The sequence below is a fragment of the Streptomyces sp. NPDC001443 genome (assembly GCF_053597355.1).
The window spans coordinates 73,368-91,060 of record NZ_JBSFIA010000033.1 but is presented as its reverse complement, the minus strand read 5'-3'; the positions used below and the strand labels follow the sequence as shown (position 1 = coordinate 91,060).

10 protein-coding genes are annotated in these 17,693 nt (G+C 70.8%); 7 read left to right on the top strand and 3 right to left on the bottom strand.

Features of this window, described 5'->3' with window-relative positions; all coding sequences use genetic code 11:
* Nucleotides 1-84: 84 nt before the first annotated feature.
* Complete coding sequence (locus tag ACWC24_RS29365) at nt 85-1,056, bottom strand: LysR family transcriptional regulator (RefSeq protein ID WP_450665908.1); 972 nt, start codon at nt 1,054-1,056, stop codon at nt 85-87.
* An 83-nt stretch (nt 1,057-1,139) separates the two neighbouring features.
* Between ACWC24_RS29365 and ACWC24_RS29360 the strand changes: the two genes are divergently transcribed.
* The 7 genes from ACWC24_RS29360 (at nt 1,140) to ACWC24_RS29330 (ending at nt 12,074) form a co-directional block, all read left to right on the top strand.
* Entirely contained in the window at nt 1,140-2,426 is a 1,287-nt protein-coding gene (locus tag ACWC24_RS29360) for an MFS transporter (protein ID WP_450665907.1), read from the top strand.
* A gap of 194 nt (nt 2,427-2,620) precedes the next feature.
* A complete protein-coding gene (locus ACWC24_RS29355; RefSeq protein ID WP_450665906.1) occupies nt 2,621-3,916 on the top strand; it encodes an ABC transporter substrate-binding protein in 1,296 nt (431 codons plus the stop codon).
* Nucleotides 3,913-4,878, top strand: a complete 966-nt coding sequence (locus tag ACWC24_RS29350) for a carbohydrate ABC transporter permease (protein ID WP_450665905.1) — start codon at nt 3,913-3,915, stop codon at nt 4,876-4,878. The genes ACWC24_RS29355 and ACWC24_RS29350 overlap by 4 nt, the downstream gene beginning before the upstream one ends.
* Nucleotides 4,875-5,696, top strand: a complete 822-nt coding sequence (locus ACWC24_RS29345) for a carbohydrate ABC transporter permease (protein WP_450665904.1) — start codon at nt 4,875-4,877, stop codon at nt 5,694-5,696. Before ACWC24_RS29350 ends, ACWC24_RS29345 begins: the two co-directional genes overlap by 4 nt.
* 11 nt (nt 5,697-5,707) lie before the next feature.
* Nucleotides 5,708-7,975 carry an alpha-xylosidase gene (yicI, locus tag ACWC24_RS29340; protein ID WP_450665903.1) on the top strand — a complete coding sequence of 756 codons (2,268 nt, stop codon included), beginning with the start codon at nt 5,708-5,710 and terminating at the stop codon, nt 7,973-7,975.
* A 76-nt stretch (nt 7,976-8,051) separates the two neighbouring features.
* Nucleotides 8,052-9,062: a LacI family DNA-binding transcriptional regulator gene (locus tag ACWC24_RS29335; RefSeq protein ID WP_450665902.1), complete on the top strand. Its 1,011-nt coding sequence runs from the start codon at nt 8,052-8,054 to the stop codon at nt 9,060-9,062.
* 96 nt (nt 9,063-9,158) lie between these two features.
* Complete coding sequence (locus ACWC24_RS29330; protein ID WP_450665901.1) at nt 9,159-12,074, top strand: glycoside hydrolase family 3 C-terminal domain-containing protein; 2,916 nt, start codon at nt 9,159-9,161, stop codon at nt 12,072-12,074.
* 87 nt (nt 12,075-12,161) lie between these two features.
* On the opposite strand, the gene ACWC24_RS29325 is transcribed toward ACWC24_RS29330, so the two are convergent.
* Nucleotides 12,162-12,794: a hypothetical protein gene (locus ACWC24_RS29325; RefSeq protein ID WP_450665900.1), complete on the bottom strand. Its 633-nt coding sequence runs from the start codon at nt 12,792-12,794 to the stop codon at nt 12,162-12,164.
* A 14-nt stretch (nt 12,795-12,808) separates the two neighbouring features.
* Nucleotides 12,809-17,650, bottom strand: coding sequence for a ricin-type beta-trefoil lectin domain protein (locus tag ACWC24_RS29320; protein WP_450665899.1), 4,842 nt, complete (start codon nt 17,648-17,650; stop codon nt 12,809-12,811).
* Between the last annotated feature and the right edge of the window lie 43 nt (nt 17,651-17,693).

The following is a 17,693-nucleotide window of genomic DNA, read 5'->3' as shown; positions in this document are numbered from 1 at the left end:
CACCCGATTCGAACGCGCCCCATTACCACACCGTGCTCAGACCCTCGAATGTAGCGCACAGGCGTGATCCATGTGCGCAGCGTGTCAGGTGTGGGTCTCGATCATATCTTCGTCAATGGCCGGAACCCATCCATCAGTCGGCCGGCTCAACCATCTCTCCCGCGTCGCGATTTCGTCCGCGGCCCGTCGAAGAGCGTCAAATCCTGGATGGACCAGCCCCTTTCGCCATACGAGCGACACGGGCGACAAGGGGACCGGATCGACGAGCGGCCGCAGCACCGTCCCAGGCATGGCCGGAAAGCCCACTACGGCAAGAATCGGGTTTCGCAACTTCGCCATGATCCGTCGGAACTCCTCGTCCCCCACCGCAAGGGGTGCGGGGGCCGCGATCGCGATGCCCCGGTATTCGAACAGACGGTGCGCGAGGTCCGTCCACTCCGTCGTCCGCGGGTTGCCCGCACCGGCGTACACCGTCTCGCCCGCCAGCTCGGCCAGCGGCACCTCCGCCAGCGCCGCCAGCCGGTGGTCCTCGGGCAGCACGACCGCCATCGGCTCGTACCGCACGAGCCGGTGCTCCAGCCGGGACCGCAGCGCCGGGTCGAGGCCGGCGAACCGGCCGAACGAGACATCGAGCCGCCCGGCCACCATCTCCCCCGCCGCCCCGGCGAGACCGCTCTCGTAGCGGGCCATCAGCTCGAGGTCGGGGGCGAGTTCGCGGGCCCGGTACAGCACCCGGCGCGCGGTGGGCTGGTCCGGGAAGTTGAGGTCCACCAGCAGCGGGCGGGCCTGCCCGAAGGCGCCGAGCAGGTCGTCCTGCGCCTGGAGCACCCGGCGGGCCAGCGGGACCAGCCGCTCGCCGTCGCCGGTCAGCGTCACCTGCCGGGTGGTGCGCACCAGCAGCTCGGCCCCCAACTCCCGCTCCAGCCGCCGCACGTCGCGGCTGAGCGCCTGCTGGGCGACGTAGAGCCGAGCCGCGGCACGGGTGAAGTGCAGTTCCTCGGCGACGGCGAGGAACGCGCGCAGGAGCCTGGGGTCGAGGTGTCGGGGGGCGGGCATCCGGTGAACTTACAACAGGAGTGCGTGAATCGGCCCCGAGAAGGTGTTGGACCCGTCGGCGGGCCCGGCGCCACCGTTGGTCCATGCCGCAGCCCAGCCCCCGCGACACCCCCGGCGGGGTTCCGCTCTGGACCGTCACCGCCGATGCCGTCGTCGCCGTCGACTTCGCCCCCCGCCGCCGCGACCGCCCGCCCGGGCCCTACCGCAGGCTCTTCGCCCGCCCCGGCACCCGCGCGTTCACCGCCGGGAACCTGATCGCCCGGCTGCCGATGGGCATGTTCAGCGTGAGCGCGGTCGTGATGATCGCGGGCACCCGGGGCTCGTACGCCCTCGCCGGCGCCGTCACCGCGACCGGTCTCGCCGCGACCGCGCTGGTCGCCCCCTGGATCGCCCGGCTCGTGGACCGGCACGGCCAGGCCCGGGTCGCCGTGCCCGCCACGCTGTTCGCGGCGCTGGGCTCCCTGGCGCTGGTGCTGTGCGTGCGCCGCGGCGCCCCGGACTGGACCCTGTTCGCCGCCTACGCGGCCACCGCGACCACCCCCAACACCGGCGGCATGTCGCGCGCCCGCTGGGCGCATCTGCTGGCGGACACGCCCGAGGCGCTGCACACCGCGAACTCCTTCGAGCAGGCCGCGGACGAGCTGTGCTTCATGCTCGGCCCGGTCCTCGCGGCCTTCCTGTGCGGGGCCTTCTTCCCGGAGGCGGGGACGCTGACCGGGGTGGCGCTGCTGGTGACCGGGGTGCTCGTCTTCGCCGCCCAGCGTGCCACCCAGCCGCCGCCGCAGCGCACCACCACGGCCCGTTCCCCACTGCGCGCCGCCGGTATGCCACCGCTGCTCGCGGTGTGCCTGGCCACGGGCGCGGTGTTCGGGTCGACGGAGGTCGTCACGATCGCGTTCGCCGACGCGCACGGGCACCGCGCGGCGGCGGGCGTGGTGCTCGCCCTCCAGGCGGCCGGTTCGTGCGTGGCGGGGCTCGTGTACGGGGCGCTGAAGCCGTCCGGGCCCGCCGAGTGGCGGCACCCCTGGTGCCTGGCCGCGATGACGGCGATGCTGACGCTCCCGCTGCTCGCGGCGACCTTGACCGGATCGGCCGCGCTGCTGGCGGTGGCGCTGTTCGCCGCCGGGACGGCCACCGCCCCCACGATGATCACCACGATGGCGCTGGTGCAGGAGCGCACCCCCGAGGGCCGTCTCAACGAGGGCATGACGCTCGCGGTGACCGGTCTGCTCGGCGGTATCGCGTGCGGCAGCGCGGCCGGCGGCTGGATGTCCGAGCACGCCGCCCCGGCCGCCGGGTTCGGGGTTCCGGTCACGGCGGCCGCGGTGGCCCTGCTGATCTCCCTCGCCCACCAGACCTTCGGCGAGTGACACAACGTAACCGCACCGCTCCCGCACCGGACCCGCCACGGTCCGCGCGAGGCAATTCCCGCGCACCCCATTGACGTGTCCACAGCCGCCACCTACCTTCCCCCGTCGAAGCGCTTCGACGTCACGCATCGAATCGATTCGACGATTCGATGCGTGACACCCCGATTCCCATCCGACTCCCCAGGAGACACGGGATGTTGACGACACGAAGGCGTGTGGTGGCGGGTGCGGTGATCCTGACCGGATCGCTGCTCCTGACCTCCTGCGGCGGCTCCGACGGCGGCTCGTCCGGCGACGGCAAGACCCTGAAGCTGTGGCACTACGAGGCTCCGAACAGCGCGATGGGCGCGGCCTGGAACGAGGCCATCAAGGAGTTCGAGGCCTCGCATCCGGGCGTGAAGGTGAAGTACGAGGAGAAGAGCTTCGAACAGATCCAGAAGACCGCCCAGATGGTCCTGAACTCCTCCGACACCCCCGACCTCATGGAGTACAACAAGGGCAACGCGACGGCGGGTCTGCTGTCCAAGCAGGGCCTGCTCACCGACCTGAGCGCCGAGGTCGCCAAGCGCGGCTGGGACAAGAAGCTCAGCGCGGGCGTCGCCACCACCAGCCGCTACGACGCCAAGGGCGTCATGGGCTCCGGCAACTGGTACGGCGTGCCCAACTACGCCGAGTACACGATGGTGTTCTACAACAAGGACCTCTTCGCCAAGTACAAGCTCGCCGAGCCGAAGTCGGTCGACGAACTGACCGCCGCCATGGACGTGTTCGTCAAGAACAAGGTGACCCCGCTGGCGAACGCGGGCGCCGAGTACCTCGCCCAGCAGTACCTGTACCAGCTCGCCCTGTCCCAGGCCGACCGCTCCTGGGTCGACTCCTACGAGCTGTACAAGGGCAAGACCGACTTCCACGACCAGGCCTGGACCTACGCGGCGACCACCTTCGCCGACTGGGTGAAGAAGGGCTACATCGCCAAGACCTCCAGCGGCACCAAGGCCGAGGAGGCGGGCGTCTCCTTCATCCAGGGCAAGTCGCCGATCCTGTTCTCCGGGAGCTGGTGGTACGGCCGGTTCCAGGACGAGGTCAAGTTCGACTGGGGCAGCTTCCTGTGGCCCGGCTCGAACCTGACCCTCGGCTCCGGCGGAAACCTGTGGGTGGTCCCCAAGAACGCCAAGAACAAGGAGCTCGCCTACGACTTCATCGACATCACCATGTCGAAGAAGATCCAGAACCTGCTCGGCAACAAGGGCGGTGTCCCGGTGGCCGCCGACGCCAGCGCGGTGACCGACCCGAAGTCGCAGCAGCTCATCACGAACTTCAACACCCTGTCGGGGCGGGACGGCCTGGCCTTCTACCCGGACTGGCCGGTGGCCGGGTTCTACGACGTCCTGGTCTCCGAGACCCAGAAGCTGATCACGGGCAGCGAGTCGCCGGACGCCTACCTCGACGCCCTGCAGAAGGCGTACGACAACGGCGTACCGAAGAAATGACGGTCACCGTCGAACGGAGCGCGCGGGTGGCCGGAACGGGCGGACGCCCCCGGCCCCCGCGCCGCCCCCGCGATTCCTACGCGCTGTTCCTCGTCCCGGGCGCGCTCGCCTTCCTCGCGGTCGTCGTCGTGCCGTTCCTGATGAACACCGGCGTGAGCTTCACCGACTGGCAGGGGGTGGGCAGTCCCACCTGGTCCGGGCTCGCCAACTACCGCGAGCTGCTGGACGACGCCGAGTTCTGGGCGTCGTTCCGGCACAGCCTGTTCATGGTCCTTGCCATGGCGGTCCTGCCGACCGGGCTCGGACTCGTCCTGGCCGCCGCCCTGTTCGACTACGTCGGCAAGCACTTCGGCAGCCGGGTCGCCGCGGTGCTGCGCGCCTGCTTCTACCTGCCGCAGGTGCTGCCGATCGCGGTCGCGGGCATCGTCTGGAGCTGGATCCTCGCCCCCGACAACGGCTCGCTCAACGCCCTGCTGAAGGCGGTGGGCCTCGGCTCCTGGCAGCAGGACTGGCTCGGCGACCCCGACCTCGCGCTCTACAGCGTGATGGGGGTCATGGTGTGGGTGCAGCTCGGCTTCCCGCTGGTGGTCTTCATGGCCGGGCTGCAACGTGTCGACCCGGAACTGTACGAGGCCGCCGAGCTGGACGGCGCCGGCTGGTGGCGCCGCTTCTGGCACATCACGCTGCCGCAGATCCGCCCCGAGACGTATGTCGTGCTGACCTGGTGCTCGATCGCCGCGCTCAAGGTGTTCGGCGCCGTGTACGTGCTCACCAAGGGCGGTCCGGGCGGCGCGACCGACGTCCCGTCGTACTTCTCCTTCGCCACGTTCTTCGAGAAGACCCAGGTGGGCTACGGCGCCGCGATCTCCACCGTGCTCACCGTGATCATCCTCGCCCTCTCGCTGGTCGGACTGAAGCTCCAGACCCGCGCGGAGGACGCGGAGGAAGGGGTGCGGACATGACCGCCCTGCGCCGTTACCCGGTCCTCGTGGCCCTGTGCCTGGCCGCCCTGTTCATGGTCGTGCCGTTCCTCGTCGTCGCGCTCAACGCCGTGAAGTCGCCGACGGAGTACTCCCAGAACGGCCCGCTGAGCCTGCCCGACGGCTTCTACCTGGACGGCCTGAAGGACTTCTGGGAACGCGTCGACTACAGCCAGAAGCTGGTCAACTCGGTGCTGATCAGCGGCTGCGTGGCCGTGGGAGCGGCCGTCCTGTCGGTGCTGAACGCGTACGCGATCGGCATCGGCCGGATCAAGGGCCGCACCTGGGTGCTGGCCTTCTTCGTCCTGGCGAACATGCTGCCGCAGGAGGCACTGGTCTACCCGGTGTACTACCTCAGCAAGCAGGCCGGACTGTACGACACCCGGCTGAGCGTGATCATCGTGTTCACGGTGATCCAGACGGCGTTCGGCACCTATCTGCTCTCCTCCGTCCTCGGCCGGTTCCCGCGCGAGATCATCGAGGCGGCCCGGATCGACGGCGCGGGCAAGTGGCAGGTGCTGTGGCGGATCGTCGTCCCGGTCAGCCGCCCCACCATAGGCGTGCTCCTGGTCTTCTTCTTCATCTGGACGTGGAACGAGTTCCTGCTCCCCCTGGTGATGCTGATCTCCAACGACAACCAGACCGTGTCGGTGGCCCTCGGCGTCCTCCAGGGCCAGCGTCTGATGGACGCCACGATGACCAACGCGGCGGCGCTGCTGGGCGTGCTGCCCGCGATCGTGTTCTTCCTCGTCTTCCAGCGGACCCTCACCCGCGGCATCGCCGTGGGTGCCGTCAAGTAAGGACCCCCCACGTGAAGTTCACCGATGGTTACTGGCTGTTGCGCGAGGGCGTCACCGCGGCCCATCCGGTCGAGGTCCTCGATGTCACCGCCACCGCGGGCACCCCCTCCGGGGGCGGCACCCTGGAGATCCACGCGCCCACCCAGCCCATCCGCCACCGCGGCGACCTGCTGAAGGGACCGGTCGTGACGATCAGCGCGCACGCGCCGCTGCCCGACGTCATCGGCGTCACCCTCACCCACTTCGAGGGCGAGCAGCCGCGCGGCCCCGAGTTCGAGGTGAGCCGGGAGGAGTTCAGCCCCCAGATCACCCACGACGACGAGCACGCGGCCCTGACCTCCGGCGCGCTCACCCTGCGGGTGGCCCGCACCGGCCCCTGGCGCGTCGACTTCCTCGCCCACGGCCGGGCGCTCACCGGCAGCGGTCCCAAGGGCATGGGCATCATGCGGGACGCGACGGGTGCCCACTACCTGCGCGAACAGCTCGGACTCGGGGTGGGCACCAGCGTCTACGGCCTCGGCGAACGGTTCGGCCCGCTGGTCAAGAACGGCCAGGTCGTCGACATCTGGAACGCCGACGGCGGCACCGCCACCGAACAGGCCTACAAGAACGTCCCGTTCTACCTGACGAACGCGGGCTACGGCGTCTTCGTCGACCATCCGGGCAAGGTGTCCTTCGAGGTCGGCTCGGAGGCGGTGTCACGGGTCCAGTTCAGCGTGGAGGCCCAGCAGTTGACGTACTACGTCATCTACGGGCCGACCCCGAAGGAGATCCTGCGCAAGTACACGGCCCTGACCGGCCGGCCGGCCCTGCCGCCGGCCTGGTCGTTCGGGCTGTGGCTGTCAACGTCGTTCACCACCTCCTACGACGAGGAGACGGTGACCAAGTTCATCGACGGCATGCGGGACCGCGAACTGCCGCTGTCCGTCTTCCACTTCGACTGCTTCTGGATGCGCGAGTTCAACTGGTGCGACTTCCAGTGGGATCCGCGGGTGTTCCCCGACCCGGAGGGCATGCTGGCCCGGCTGAAGGAACGCGGGCTGCGCATCAGCGCCTGGATCAACCCGTACATCGCCCAGCGCTCACCGCTGTTCGCCGAGGGCAGGGCGCTCGGGCACCTGCTGCGCCGGCCCGACGGCAGCGTGTGGCAGTGGGACCTGTGGCAGCCGGGAATGGCGCTGGTCGACTTCACCAGCCCGGCGGCCCGCGATTGGTACGCGCAGAAGCTGAAGGCACTGCTCGACCAGGGCGTCGACTGCTTCAAGACCGACTTCGGCGAGCGCGTCCCGGTCGACGTGGCCTGGTCCGACGGCTCCGACCCGGAGCGGATGCACAACTACTACCCGTACCTCTACAACCGGACCGTGTTCGACGTGCTGCGCGAGCACCGCGGCGAGGGCGAGGCGGTCGTCTTCGCCCGCTCGGCCACGGCGGGCAGCCAGCAGTTCCCGGTGCACTGGGGCGGCGACTGCGAGGCGTCGTACGAGTCGATGGCCGAGTCGCTGCGCGGCGGTCTTTCGCTCGGACTGTCCGGGTTCGGGTACTGGAGCCACGACATCGGCGGCTTCGAGGGCACGCCGTCCCCCGCGCTGTTCAAACGGTGGATCGCCTTCGGCCTGCTGTCCTCGCACAGCCGGCTGCACGGCAGCTCCTCCTACCGGGTGCCGTGGCTGTTCGACGAGGAGTCGGTGGACGTGCTGCGCCACTTCACCCGGCTCAAGCTCGCCCTCATGCCCTACCTGTACGACGCCGCCCGCACCGCGCACACCGAGGGCACGCCGGTGATGCGGGCGATGGCGCTGGAGTTCCCGGACGACCCCGGGTGCGCGCACCTGGAGCGGCAGTACATGCTCGGCCCCGACCTGCTGGTCGCGCCCGTCTTCAGCGACGAGGGCGACGTCACCTACTACGTCCCCGAGGGCGACTGGACCGACTTCCGCACCGGGCGGACGGTGACCGGGCCGCGCTGGGTGCGCGAGCGGCACGGCTTCGACAGCGTCCCGCTGCTGGTGCGGCCCGGGGCGGTGATCCCGGTGGGCGCGGTGGCCGACCGGCCCGACTACGACTTCGCCGACGGGGTCACCCTGCGGGCGTACGGGCTGCGGCGCGGCGCCCGGGTGACGGTACGGGCCGGGGACGTGACCTTCACGGTCGTGCGGGAGGGCGACACCCTGCGGGCGTCGTGCGAGGACCCCTCGGCGCCATGGGGCCTGGCGGCCGGCGAGCGCGAGGTACGGGCACCGGCCGGGACCGGGTTCCTGACGGTGGAGCTGGACTGATGACATCTGGACTGATGGCGGCCGGACCGACGGTGTCCGGACCGATGACGGCCGGACCGACGCTGGAGCTGGGCCGATGGTGAAGATCACTGATGTGGCCCGGCACGCCGGGGTCTCCCCCAGCACCGTGTCGTACGCGCTCAGCGGCAAGCGGCCGATCTCCGAGGAGACCCGGCAGCGGGTGGAGGCGTCCATCCGCGAGCTCGGCTACCGCCCGCACGCCGGCGCCCGCGCGCTGGCCAGCAGCCGCTCGAACGTCCTGGCGCTGGTGGTCCCGCTGCGCACCGGCATCCATGTGCCGGTGGTCATGCAGTTCGCCGTGTCGGTGGTGACCACCGCCCGCCGGCACGACCACGACGTCCTGCTGCTGACCCAGGAGGAGGGCGAGGAGGGGCTGCGCAGGGTCGCGGACACGGCGCTGGTGGACGCGCTGATCCTGATGGACGTCCAGCTCGACGACCCCCGGCTGCCACTGCTGCGCTCCCTGGACCGCCCCTCGGTCATGATCGGCTTCCCGGCCCAGGCCGACGGGCTGACCTGCATAGACCTCGACTTCAAGGCGGCCGGTGAGCTGTGCGTGGAACATCTGGCGCAGCTCGGGCACCGGGTGGTGGCGCTGGTCGGGTCGCCGCCGGAGGTGTACGTGCGGCAGACGGCGTTCGCGCAGCGCGTGGTCCAGGGGTTCACCGCGGCCGCCGACCGCAACGGGCTCGCCTCGGCCGTCCACCCGTGCGAGGCGGCGCCCGCCGCGGCCCGCCGGGTCGCGGAACAGCTGCTGCGCGAACAGCCCGCGCTGACGGGGGTCGTCGTCCACAACGAGGCGGTCCTCGAACCGCTGGTCGACGCCTTCGAGCAGCTCGGGCTGCGGGTCCCGGGCGACCTGTCCGTCACCGCGATCTGCCCCGACGAGCTCGCTGAGTCCCTGCGGGTGCCCGTCACCTCCATCGCCCTGCCGTCGGCGGAGGTGGGCGAGCGGGCGGTGGAACTGCTGATGCGCAAGCTGGCCGGGGACGCCGTGCCCGAGGCCACCCTGCTGCCGCCCCGGCTGACCCGCCGGGCGAGCACGGCACCGCGCGACACCCCCTGATCCCCCCCGTTGCCACCCCCTCGTGCAAGGCCCTGATCGAACCTTCGAAGGAGCCGCGACATGAAAGGCACGAAAGGCACAAAAAGCACGCAAGGCATGAAGCGCACGAAGCGCACGAAGAGAAGACGCAGAACCACGTTCGTGGTCGCCCTGGCCCTGACCGCGGGCCTCGGCGCCACCGTCCCCGGCCACGCGGCCGACGACCCGGCGTACCCGTTCCGCGACCCCGGCCGCTCGGTGGACGCCCGGGTCGCCGACCTGCTGTCCCGGCTGACGCTCGACGAGAAGATCTCCCTGCTGCACCAGTACGAGCCCGCGATCCCCCGCCTGGGCATCCAGCCCTTCCGCACCGGCACCGAGGCGCTGCACGGCGTCGCCTGGCTGGGCAAGGCCACCGTCTTCCCGCAGGCGATCGGACTGGCCTCGACCTGGGACCCCGCGCTGATGGAGCGGGTCGGCTCGGCGGTCGGCGACGAGGCGCGCGGCTTCCAGCAGCAGCGCCCGGCGGGCTGGGGCCTGAACCTGTGGGCGCCCGTGGTCAACCTGCTGCGCGACCCGCGCTGGGGCCGCAACGAGGAGGGCTACAGCGAGGACCCGTACCTCACCGGCTCGATCTCCACGGCGTACGGCACCGGGCTGACCGGCGGCGATCCGGACCACCTCAAGACGGCGCCCACGATCAAGCACTTCCTCGCCAACAACAACGAGGTCCAGCGCGACACCACCTCCTCCGAGCTGCGTCCGCGGGTGCTGAAGGAGTACGACGAGCAGGCGTTCAAGCCCGCGATCGCGGCGGACGCGGCCACCGGCGTGATGTCCTCGTACAACCTCGTCAACGGCCGTCCGAACACGGCGAGTCCGGCCCTGGACGACACCGTGCGCACCTGGACCTCGCGGGACCTGCTGAACGTGACCGACGCGTTCGCGCCCGGCAACCTCACCGGCAGCCAGCAGTACTTCGCCACCCAGGCCGAGGCGGACGCGGCGGCGCTGACCGCGGGCATCGACAGCTTCACCGACAACGACACCGACTCCGCGCCGACCACGAACGCGATCAAGTCGGCGCTGTCCACAGGCCTGTTGAAGGAGTCGGACGTCGACACCGCCGCCGGGCACGTCCTGGACATCCGGGTCCGGCTCGGCGAGTTCGACCCCGGCGGCGGCCGGTACGGCGCCATCGACGCCTCCGCCATCGACAGCCCGGCCCACCGCGAGCTGGCCCGCGAGGCCGCCACCGAGTCCGCGGTGCTGCTGAAGAACGACGGCACGCTGCCGCTGCGCAAGTCCGCGGGCGCCGCCGTGGTCGGCCCGCTCGCCGACACCGTCTACACCGACTGGTACTCCGGCACCCCGCCGTACACGGTCACCCCGAAGCAGGGCATCGCGGCGAAGCTCGGCACACCGGTCGCGAGCAGCGAGGGCGTGGACCGGATCGCGCTGAGGAACACGGCGACCGGGAAGTACGTCACGGCGGGCACGGAGGAGACCGGCGCGCCCCTGAAGGAGGCCGCGGACTCCGGCACCTCCGCCCGGTTCGACGTGTTCGACTGGGGCTCGGGCGTCGTCACCCTGCGCTCGGCCGCCAACGGCAAGTACGTCGGCTACAACTGGTCGGACTTCGTCAACGACCAGGTACAGCCGGGCGGCTGGTTCGTACAGCAGCAGTTCAAGCTGGAGCAGCAGGACGACGGCACGTACCTGCTGCGCTACGCGGGTTACGAGACCGGCGAGTCCTGGTGGTCGAACCCGGTCTACCTCGGCCCGACGGACGCGGCCGGCACCCTCGGCCTGGTGACGAAGGACGCGGCCGCGCACTACACGAAGGACATCGTGCGCAGCGGGATCGACGACGCGGTCGCCGCCGTCCGGGGCAAGGACACGGCCGTCGTGGTGGTCGGCTCCATGCCCGCGATCAACGGGCGCGAGGCCCACGACCGCACCGACCTGGGCCTGGCCCCCGCCCAGGAGGCCCTGGTCAAGGCGGTGCGCGCGGCCAACCCGAAGACGGTGGTCGTGGTGGAGAACAGCTACCCGACCACGCTGGGGGCGTTGCAGAAGCAGGTCCCGGCCCTGCTGTGGACCTCCCACGCGGGCCAGGAGACCGGCAACGCCCTGGCCGACCTCCTGTACGGCGACGCGAACCCGGCCGGCCGGCTCACCCAGACCTGGTACGAGTCGGCGGCCGACCTCCCGTCGATCCTCGACTACGACATCATCAAGTCCGGCCGCACCTACCAGTACTTCAAGGGCCGGGCGCTCTACCCGTTCGGCTACGGCCTCTCCTACACCACGTTCCGCTACGGCGCCCTGAAGCAGGTGCCCGGCGGCTACGAGGTGAACGTCACCAACACCGGCGGCCGGACGGGCGCCGAGGTGGTCCAGCTCTACGTCCACCAGCGCACGTCCCGCGACACCCAGCCGATCAAGCAGCTGAAGTCCTTCGACCGGGTGACGCTGAAGCCGGGCGAGACGAAGACGGTGAAGCTGAAGCTGCGGGCTTCCGACCTGGCCCACTGGGACGTCACCCGCTCCAAGTGGGTGACGGAGACCGGCACTTACGACGTCATGGCCGGATCCTCCTCGACGGACATCCGCGCCCGGGCCGTCTGGCGGGTGAAGGGCGAGACGATCCCGCCCCGGAACCTCTCCTCGCCCACCAGGGCGGAGAACTTCGACGACTACGGCGCGATCAGCCTGGTCGACGAGTCGAAGGCGACCGGTACGGCGGTGTCGGCGACGGCGGACGGCGCCTGGCTGAAGTTCGCGGACACGCAACTGGGCTCGGGCGCCTCACAGTTCAGCGCCCGCCTCGCCGGTTCCCCGGGCACGGTGGAGGTCCGCCTGGGCTCCCCGACGGGCCGCCTGGCCGGCACGGCCCACTTCGCCGGCACGTCGTCGCCGTACGACTACACGACGGTTTCGACGGACCTCGCGGGCGCGGCGAAGGGACGTACCGACGTGTACCTGGTGCTGTCGCAGGGGGTGCGGGTGTCCACGTTCGGCTTGCGCTGACCCTCCGGCCGTCACACGCGAAACGGCGTTCCGCCCCGGGAGTGACCCCGGGAAGGAACGCCGTGCGTGCGGGCTCGGATCTGCCGTCTAGTCCTGTTCGACCAGGAACTTGACGGCGTCGACCACGTACTCGCCGTAGTGGAGGGCCGACCCGATGCCCTCCAGCCTCGCGTACTGCTCGGCAGTCAACGTTGCGCCGGAACGCACACCGACTTCGGTCATCGCCCTGAGCAGCAGCCGGAACGCGAGATCAGGAGTACAGCGGCGAGCGCACTCCGCCAGAGCCCGTCTGACGTCGTCCGTCACGAACCGGGTCCGACCGATCTCGGCCAGGACTTCGTCCGCCACGTCCACGCCGTCCAGAGCATCGGCGTGTTCTGTGACCGCGCAGGCCCGCTGCCTCGTGGACAGCCATGCGTCACACAGGGCGACCAGCTCTTCCATCCACTGCGTGCCCGAAGTGACGCCGGTACGGCTTCCGGAGAAGAAGTCCGCCCCCGCGCCCGTCCCGGCCTGCCACAGAACCTCGATCGTCTCCGAGCCAAGGCCGTGCAGCCGCCGTGCGTCCTGCCGGAGCGCGAGAACGCTCGCCTGGTCCAGTTCCTCCCAGAGCTGGTACCGGACCGCGTCGGCGGCAGTCGGCCCGTGGTGGTGCCAGTCCTCGTGGAACGTGGTCATCAGCCAGGTCACGCCGAAGTCGCACTCATCGGCCCGCTGCATCGCTCCTCCACCTCCTAGATCGGGAACGCGGTGAACACATAGAAGCCCGACTTGTGACCCTTCGCCCGCTTGAGAACAATCCTGTACGCGTTCCCCGCGTCGCTGAAGCTGCGGTCGGTCTTGGCCACGTAGCCGAGGGAGTCCGTCCCGAAGGTACCCGTCAGTACCTTCTCCCGCTGCGTGCCCCGCAGCCACTTCTGGATCTCTCCCGCCTTGCCGGCCAGCGCGTGGTCCACGACCTTCTGTGCGGTGTCGAGGTCGGTGAACACCCCATTGGGTCCGCCCTTCTCGATGGCGATCTCCGTCGCCCGCGCACGGCTGGTGACGAATCCGACCCCGGCGCCGGCCGTGTGTTCGTCGAGGGCATGCGCCAGGCCCGGGAACGCCGCCGCGTCACCCACGAGGTCATTGCAGTTGTGGACCAGGACCGGAGCACCGCCCGCCACGACATAGAAGGTGTGCAGTCCCGACACGGTCAGGTCGTACACCGTCCGGGGTGTCGAGTCGGCTCGATCGGGGACCGCTGCCACGGTGCGCAGGTTTCCGTCCGGGGCGCGCAGGCTGTCTCCGGCCCGCAGGTCGGACACCAGGGTCCAGCCACGGCCGGTGACGTAGACCGGGTGTCCCGGGGTGCTCGTCAGGCTTCCGCCGTCCGCGAAGGTGACGTCCAGGAGATCACCGGTGGTGTGCTCGAACGTGCGGGTGACGGACTCGCCACGGGTACGCCCGGTACCGGCATCGCCCGCCAGGAGCAGGTCCCCGAACCGCACGTCACGGATCGCCTTGCGGCTGCCGTCGGCCAGCACCACTTCGGTGCCACCGGGGAAGCTGTTGATCCGGCAGGCGGTGCGAGCCTCCTCGTACACCTTGGCGCTCCGCTCGATCTCGGCGAGCGTCCGGGCGTCGACGTCCAGCACCCGCAGCGCCTTGAGGGCGTCGGCGACTCCGACCCCGGTGCGCATGGCGGCGTCCACGGCACGGATCGCGTCGGCGATCTTCCCGACCGGGCCGCCGAGCGGCAGCCAGGTGGCGGCCCAGGCGCAATCGCCGTAGCTGCCGCTGCCGTCACCGTTGAGCTTGTGGTAGCAGCCGGTGAAGTCGCCGATGATCGAGTCGTAGATGCCCTTCCAGACGTCCTTGGTCACGTCCCACGCGGAGACCTTGACCGTCTTGGTCAGGCCCTTGACCGTCAGCGTCTTGAGGAAGAGCGTGTCCTCGGCGGGGCAGCCGGCCTCCGTGGCCGGGACATCGGGATCGGTGCACAGGTAGTAGCTGACCACCGCGTCGAAGTTCACCTTGAACACCAAGGTGTTGCAGTCCAGCCCGTGGCACTCGTTGGGCAGCCGCTCCGGCTCCCCGTTCTGCTTGATGTCGTCGATGACGGAGAACACGCCTCCGACGCCGGTTCCGGCGCCGGTCTGCACCTGCTTGTTGGCGTCGTTGCGCCCGGCTTCCTCGGCCGCCTGCTGGGCCGACTCCGCGTACTTCTGGGCGTCCTTCGCCGCCTCCTCGGCCGCGGTGGCCTCGGCGTCCGCTCGGTCGGCCGCCGCGCGGGCGTCCTTCGCGGACTGTTCGGCCTCCGCGGCTGCCGCACGGGCGGCCGAGGCGTCCTGGGCCGCCTGGTCGGCGGAGGAACGGGCGTCCTTGGCGTAGCCCTCGGCGCGTCCGGCCGCCTTGTCGGCGGCGGCCGCGTCCTCTCCGGCCTGCTGGTCGTAGTCGATGGCACGGGCCAGCGAGAGCTGGGCGTCCGCCGCGGCCTTCGCCGCCTCGGAGGCGTAGCCCAGCGCCTCCTTCGCCGACTTGCGGGCGTCCGCCGCGTGGCCGGCAGCCTCGGCGGCGATCGTGTACGCCGCCTTCGCGTCGCCGGTCGCCGCGTTCGCGAGGGTCTGCGCCTGCTCGGCGTTCTTCTGCGCGTTGGCCGCGTGCGCCTCCGCGACCGCCTGCTGCTGCTCGGCGATCGTCTTCGACGACTGGCCCGTCAGCACGACGAGTCCGGCGGCCGAGTCGGTGGTGACGTACGGGGAACCGAGCTGGATCGCGTCGTTCGCCGGCGCGGCGACCTGCTGGGCGGAAGCGCCCGCGTCCTCCGCGGCCTGCGCGGTGGTGTAGGCGTGACCCGCGGCGTCCGCCGCACCCGCGACCGCCTTGGCGGCTTCCGCCTTCGAGGCGTCGGCCTGCTTCTTGGCGTCGGCGGCGCTCTTCTCGGCGTCGTCGGCCAGCTTCACGGCCGTACGGGCCGCGCTCGCCGCCGCCTCGGATGCCACGATGGCGTCCGCGGCCGCGCTGGTCGCCGTGCGTACGGCGGCGTCCGCCTTCGCCTTGGCGGCCTGCGCCGCGTCCGAGTCGGAGCGGGCGCGCTTGGCCGCCGCCTCCGCACGGGTGGCCGCGGCGTCCGCGTCGGCGGCCGCCTTGGTCGCCGCGTCCGCCTCGGAGCGGGCCGAACCCGCCGCCGTCTCCGCGTCGTCTGCGGCCTTGTCGGCGTCGTTCGCCGCAGCCCGCGACTCGCCGGCGTCGTCGGAGGAGTCGTGTGCGTCGGCGTAGGCGTCCTTGGCGTCGGCCTTGGCACGGGCCGCGTTCGCCTTGCTCTCCGCGTCCCAGGCGTCGTCCCGCTTGCCCTTCGCCCGGTCCCGCGCGGCCTCGGCGTCCTGCCGCTTGCTGCGGGCAGTGCCCTCGGCGCTTTCCGCCCGCCCCTTGGCGTCGGCGGCGGTCTTCGCGTACCCCTCGGCGTTGCTCTTGTGCTGGGCGGCCTCCGTCTGCTTGGCCGCCGCGGTCTCCTTCTCCGCCTTGGCCGTCGCCTCCTCGGCCTCCGCCGCGAGCCGCTTGGCGTGCGCGGTGGCGGCGGCCGCCTTCGCGTCCGCCTCGGCCTTCAGCGTCTCGGCGAGCTTGGCCCGCGCGGTGTCCCGCGCGTCCTTGGCCGTCTTCGCCTGCACGGCGGCCGCGTCGGCGGCGGCCTTCGCCTGGGCGTTGGCCTCCTGCGCGGCGGCCGTACGGAACGCGGCCTTCGACTGCGCGGCCTGCGTCAGCGCACGGGCGGCGATCGTCTCGCTGTCCCCGGCGGCGGCACGGGTCGCCGCGTACGCGGTGTCACCGGCCTTCGACAGCGCGTCCAGCGCGGCCGCCGACGCCTTGGTCACCTGCGCCTTCTGCTGCCCGACCAGCAGACCGCGCCCCCGCGGGGCACCGGCCTGGTCGGCGATCGCGTAGGCGGCCTTCGTGGCGGTGTCCGTGTCGGTCGCGGACTTCTTCGCGACAGCGACCTGCGCCTTGATCAGGTCGAGCTGCTTCTTCGACTCGGCCTGCGCGTCGGCGACGCCCTTCTTCGCCTTGTCGAACTGCGCCTTGGTCGGATAGTCGAGCTTGTCGGTGCCGTTGTGGCCCGAGGGGGCGATGTCGAACTTCTGCGGGTCGGTTCCCTTGCAGTCCCACATCCGCCCGTCACGGCCGTTGTCGTACGTCGCGAGGTCGACGCAGTTGGCGGTGCCCGGGTTGTACAGCCGCGTGGTCGCGTGGGAGTTGTACGCCCACTTCTGGGAGGCGCTGCTGTTGCAGGTGTAGATCTGCAACACCGTGCCGTTCGCGGTGCCGGAGCCCTTCACGTCCAGGCACTTGCCGGAGTTGACGTTGACCAGCGCGTCACCGCTGATCTGCCACTTCTGGCCGGCCGAGCCGTTGCAGGTGTAGATCTGCACCGGCGTGCCGTTGTCCTTCTTGCCACCGCCGACTTCGAGGCACTTGTCGGTGGCGCCGTGCGCGTGGATGATCATCGGGCTGTCGCCGATCCAGCCGACGCCGCCGGGGGACCAGTAGTCCTGCCAGCGGGTGAGATGGTCGGCGATCCAGGACTGGCCCAGCATCTCGCCCAGCGCCGAGGCACCGCTGGCCAGGGCCTTGGTGGAGTCACGGTTGGCGTTGAGGATCTGGTTGCGCGGACCGGCCTGGGCGGCGATCTCCTGCTGCCACTCGGCGGACGCGGCCGCGACCTCCTTGCCGAGGACCTTGCTCGGGTCGGAAGGGTTGTGCCACGCGCACGAGGCGAACCGGGTCTTCAGATCCTCGACCGCGATGCGGTACTCGACGCTGCCCGGCTCGGGCGCGATCCGCGGGAAGCCGCCGGAGGCGAGGAAGAGTCGGGCGTCGTCCTCCCAGAGCGGGTGCATGAACGTGAGGTTCCGCCACGCGTCCCTCTCCTCCAGCGCCCGGTTCCACTCGTCCCTGGGAAGGTTCGGGTCCGCGTCCTTGCCGTAGAGCGGAGTGCCGAGGTCGGTGACCGCCTTGGCCGTGGCCTCGTCAGCCTCCGGAGAAGGGTCCTTGTAGTAGTCGTCCTCGCTCTTCCACCACCGCGCGCCCAGCCACGGAGTGATGCCCACCTGCTCGAAGAAGTCCTTGCCACGGCCGGCCGTGCCCGGAGGATCGTAGAAGTCCGCGACGGAATTGAAGTTCCCGGGCGTGGAGAGCTGGGCCAGGGACTTCTGCCACTCCTTGAGCCGACCGTAGAGGTCGATCTTGTCGATGTCGTCGCGGTCCTTCTGGAACGCGACACTCAGCGGAGTGTCGGTCCAGTACTCCCGGTTGGCCGCCGTACGGAGCTTGTCCGGGGTCTGGTTGAGGCCGTCCTGCGCGATGCCGTACATGGCGGGGCCGCCCATGCGCAGCACATCGGACATCAGGCACTGGTCCTGGCGGAGTTGCTCGGCGGCCTTGGCGTCGAAGCCGTCGTAGCTGTCGGCCACCGGGCTGAAGTCGTCGTCCCGGTTGTGGGTCAGTTCCGGCTGCCCGGCGACCGTGGCCAGCACGGCGAGGGCGAGCACGGAGGGCACAAGTCGCTTGAGATATCCGGTTCTTCGTGCCGGGGACATGGCGAACCATGGTCTGGAGCGCAAAAGAGCATCCGTTCTTCGT

What these genes read in the sequence shown, in the direction of transcription:
- ACWC24_RS29365 (WP_450665908.1), bottom strand. Translation starts at nt 1,056, where the DNA reads ATGCCCGCCCCCCGACACCTCGACCCCAGGCTCCTGCGCGCGTTCCTC.
- ACWC24_RS29360 (WP_450665907.1), top strand. Translation starts at nt 1,140, where the DNA reads ATGCCGCAGCCCAGCCCCCGCGACACCCCCGGCGGGGTTCCGCTCTGG.
- ACWC24_RS29355 (WP_450665906.1), top strand. Translation starts at nt 2,621, where the DNA reads ATGTTGACGACACGAAGGCGTGTGGTGGCGGGTGCGGTGATCCTGACC.
- ACWC24_RS29350 (WP_450665905.1), top strand. Translation starts at nt 3,913, where the DNA reads ATGACGGTCACCGTCGAACGGAGCGCGCGGGTGGCCGGAACGGGCGGA.
- ACWC24_RS29345 (WP_450665904.1), top strand. Translation starts at nt 4,875, where the DNA reads ATGACCGCCCTGCGCCGTTACCCGGTCCTCGTGGCCCTGTGCCTGGCC.
- ACWC24_RS29335 (WP_450665902.1), top strand. Translation starts at nt 8,052, where the DNA reads ATGGTGAAGATCACTGATGTGGCCCGGCACGCCGGGGTCTCCCCCAGC.
- ACWC24_RS29330 (WP_450665901.1), top strand. Translation starts at nt 9,159, where the DNA reads ATGAAGCGCACGAAGCGCACGAAGAGAAGACGCAGAACCACGTTCGTG.
- ACWC24_RS29325 (WP_450665900.1), bottom strand. Translation starts at nt 12,794, where the DNA reads ATGCAGCGGGCCGATGAGTGCGACTTCGGCGTGACCTGGCTGATGACC.
- ACWC24_RS29320 (WP_450665899.1), bottom strand. Translation starts at nt 17,650, where the DNA reads ATGTCCCCGGCACGAAGAACCGGATATCTCAAGCGACTTGTGCCCTCC.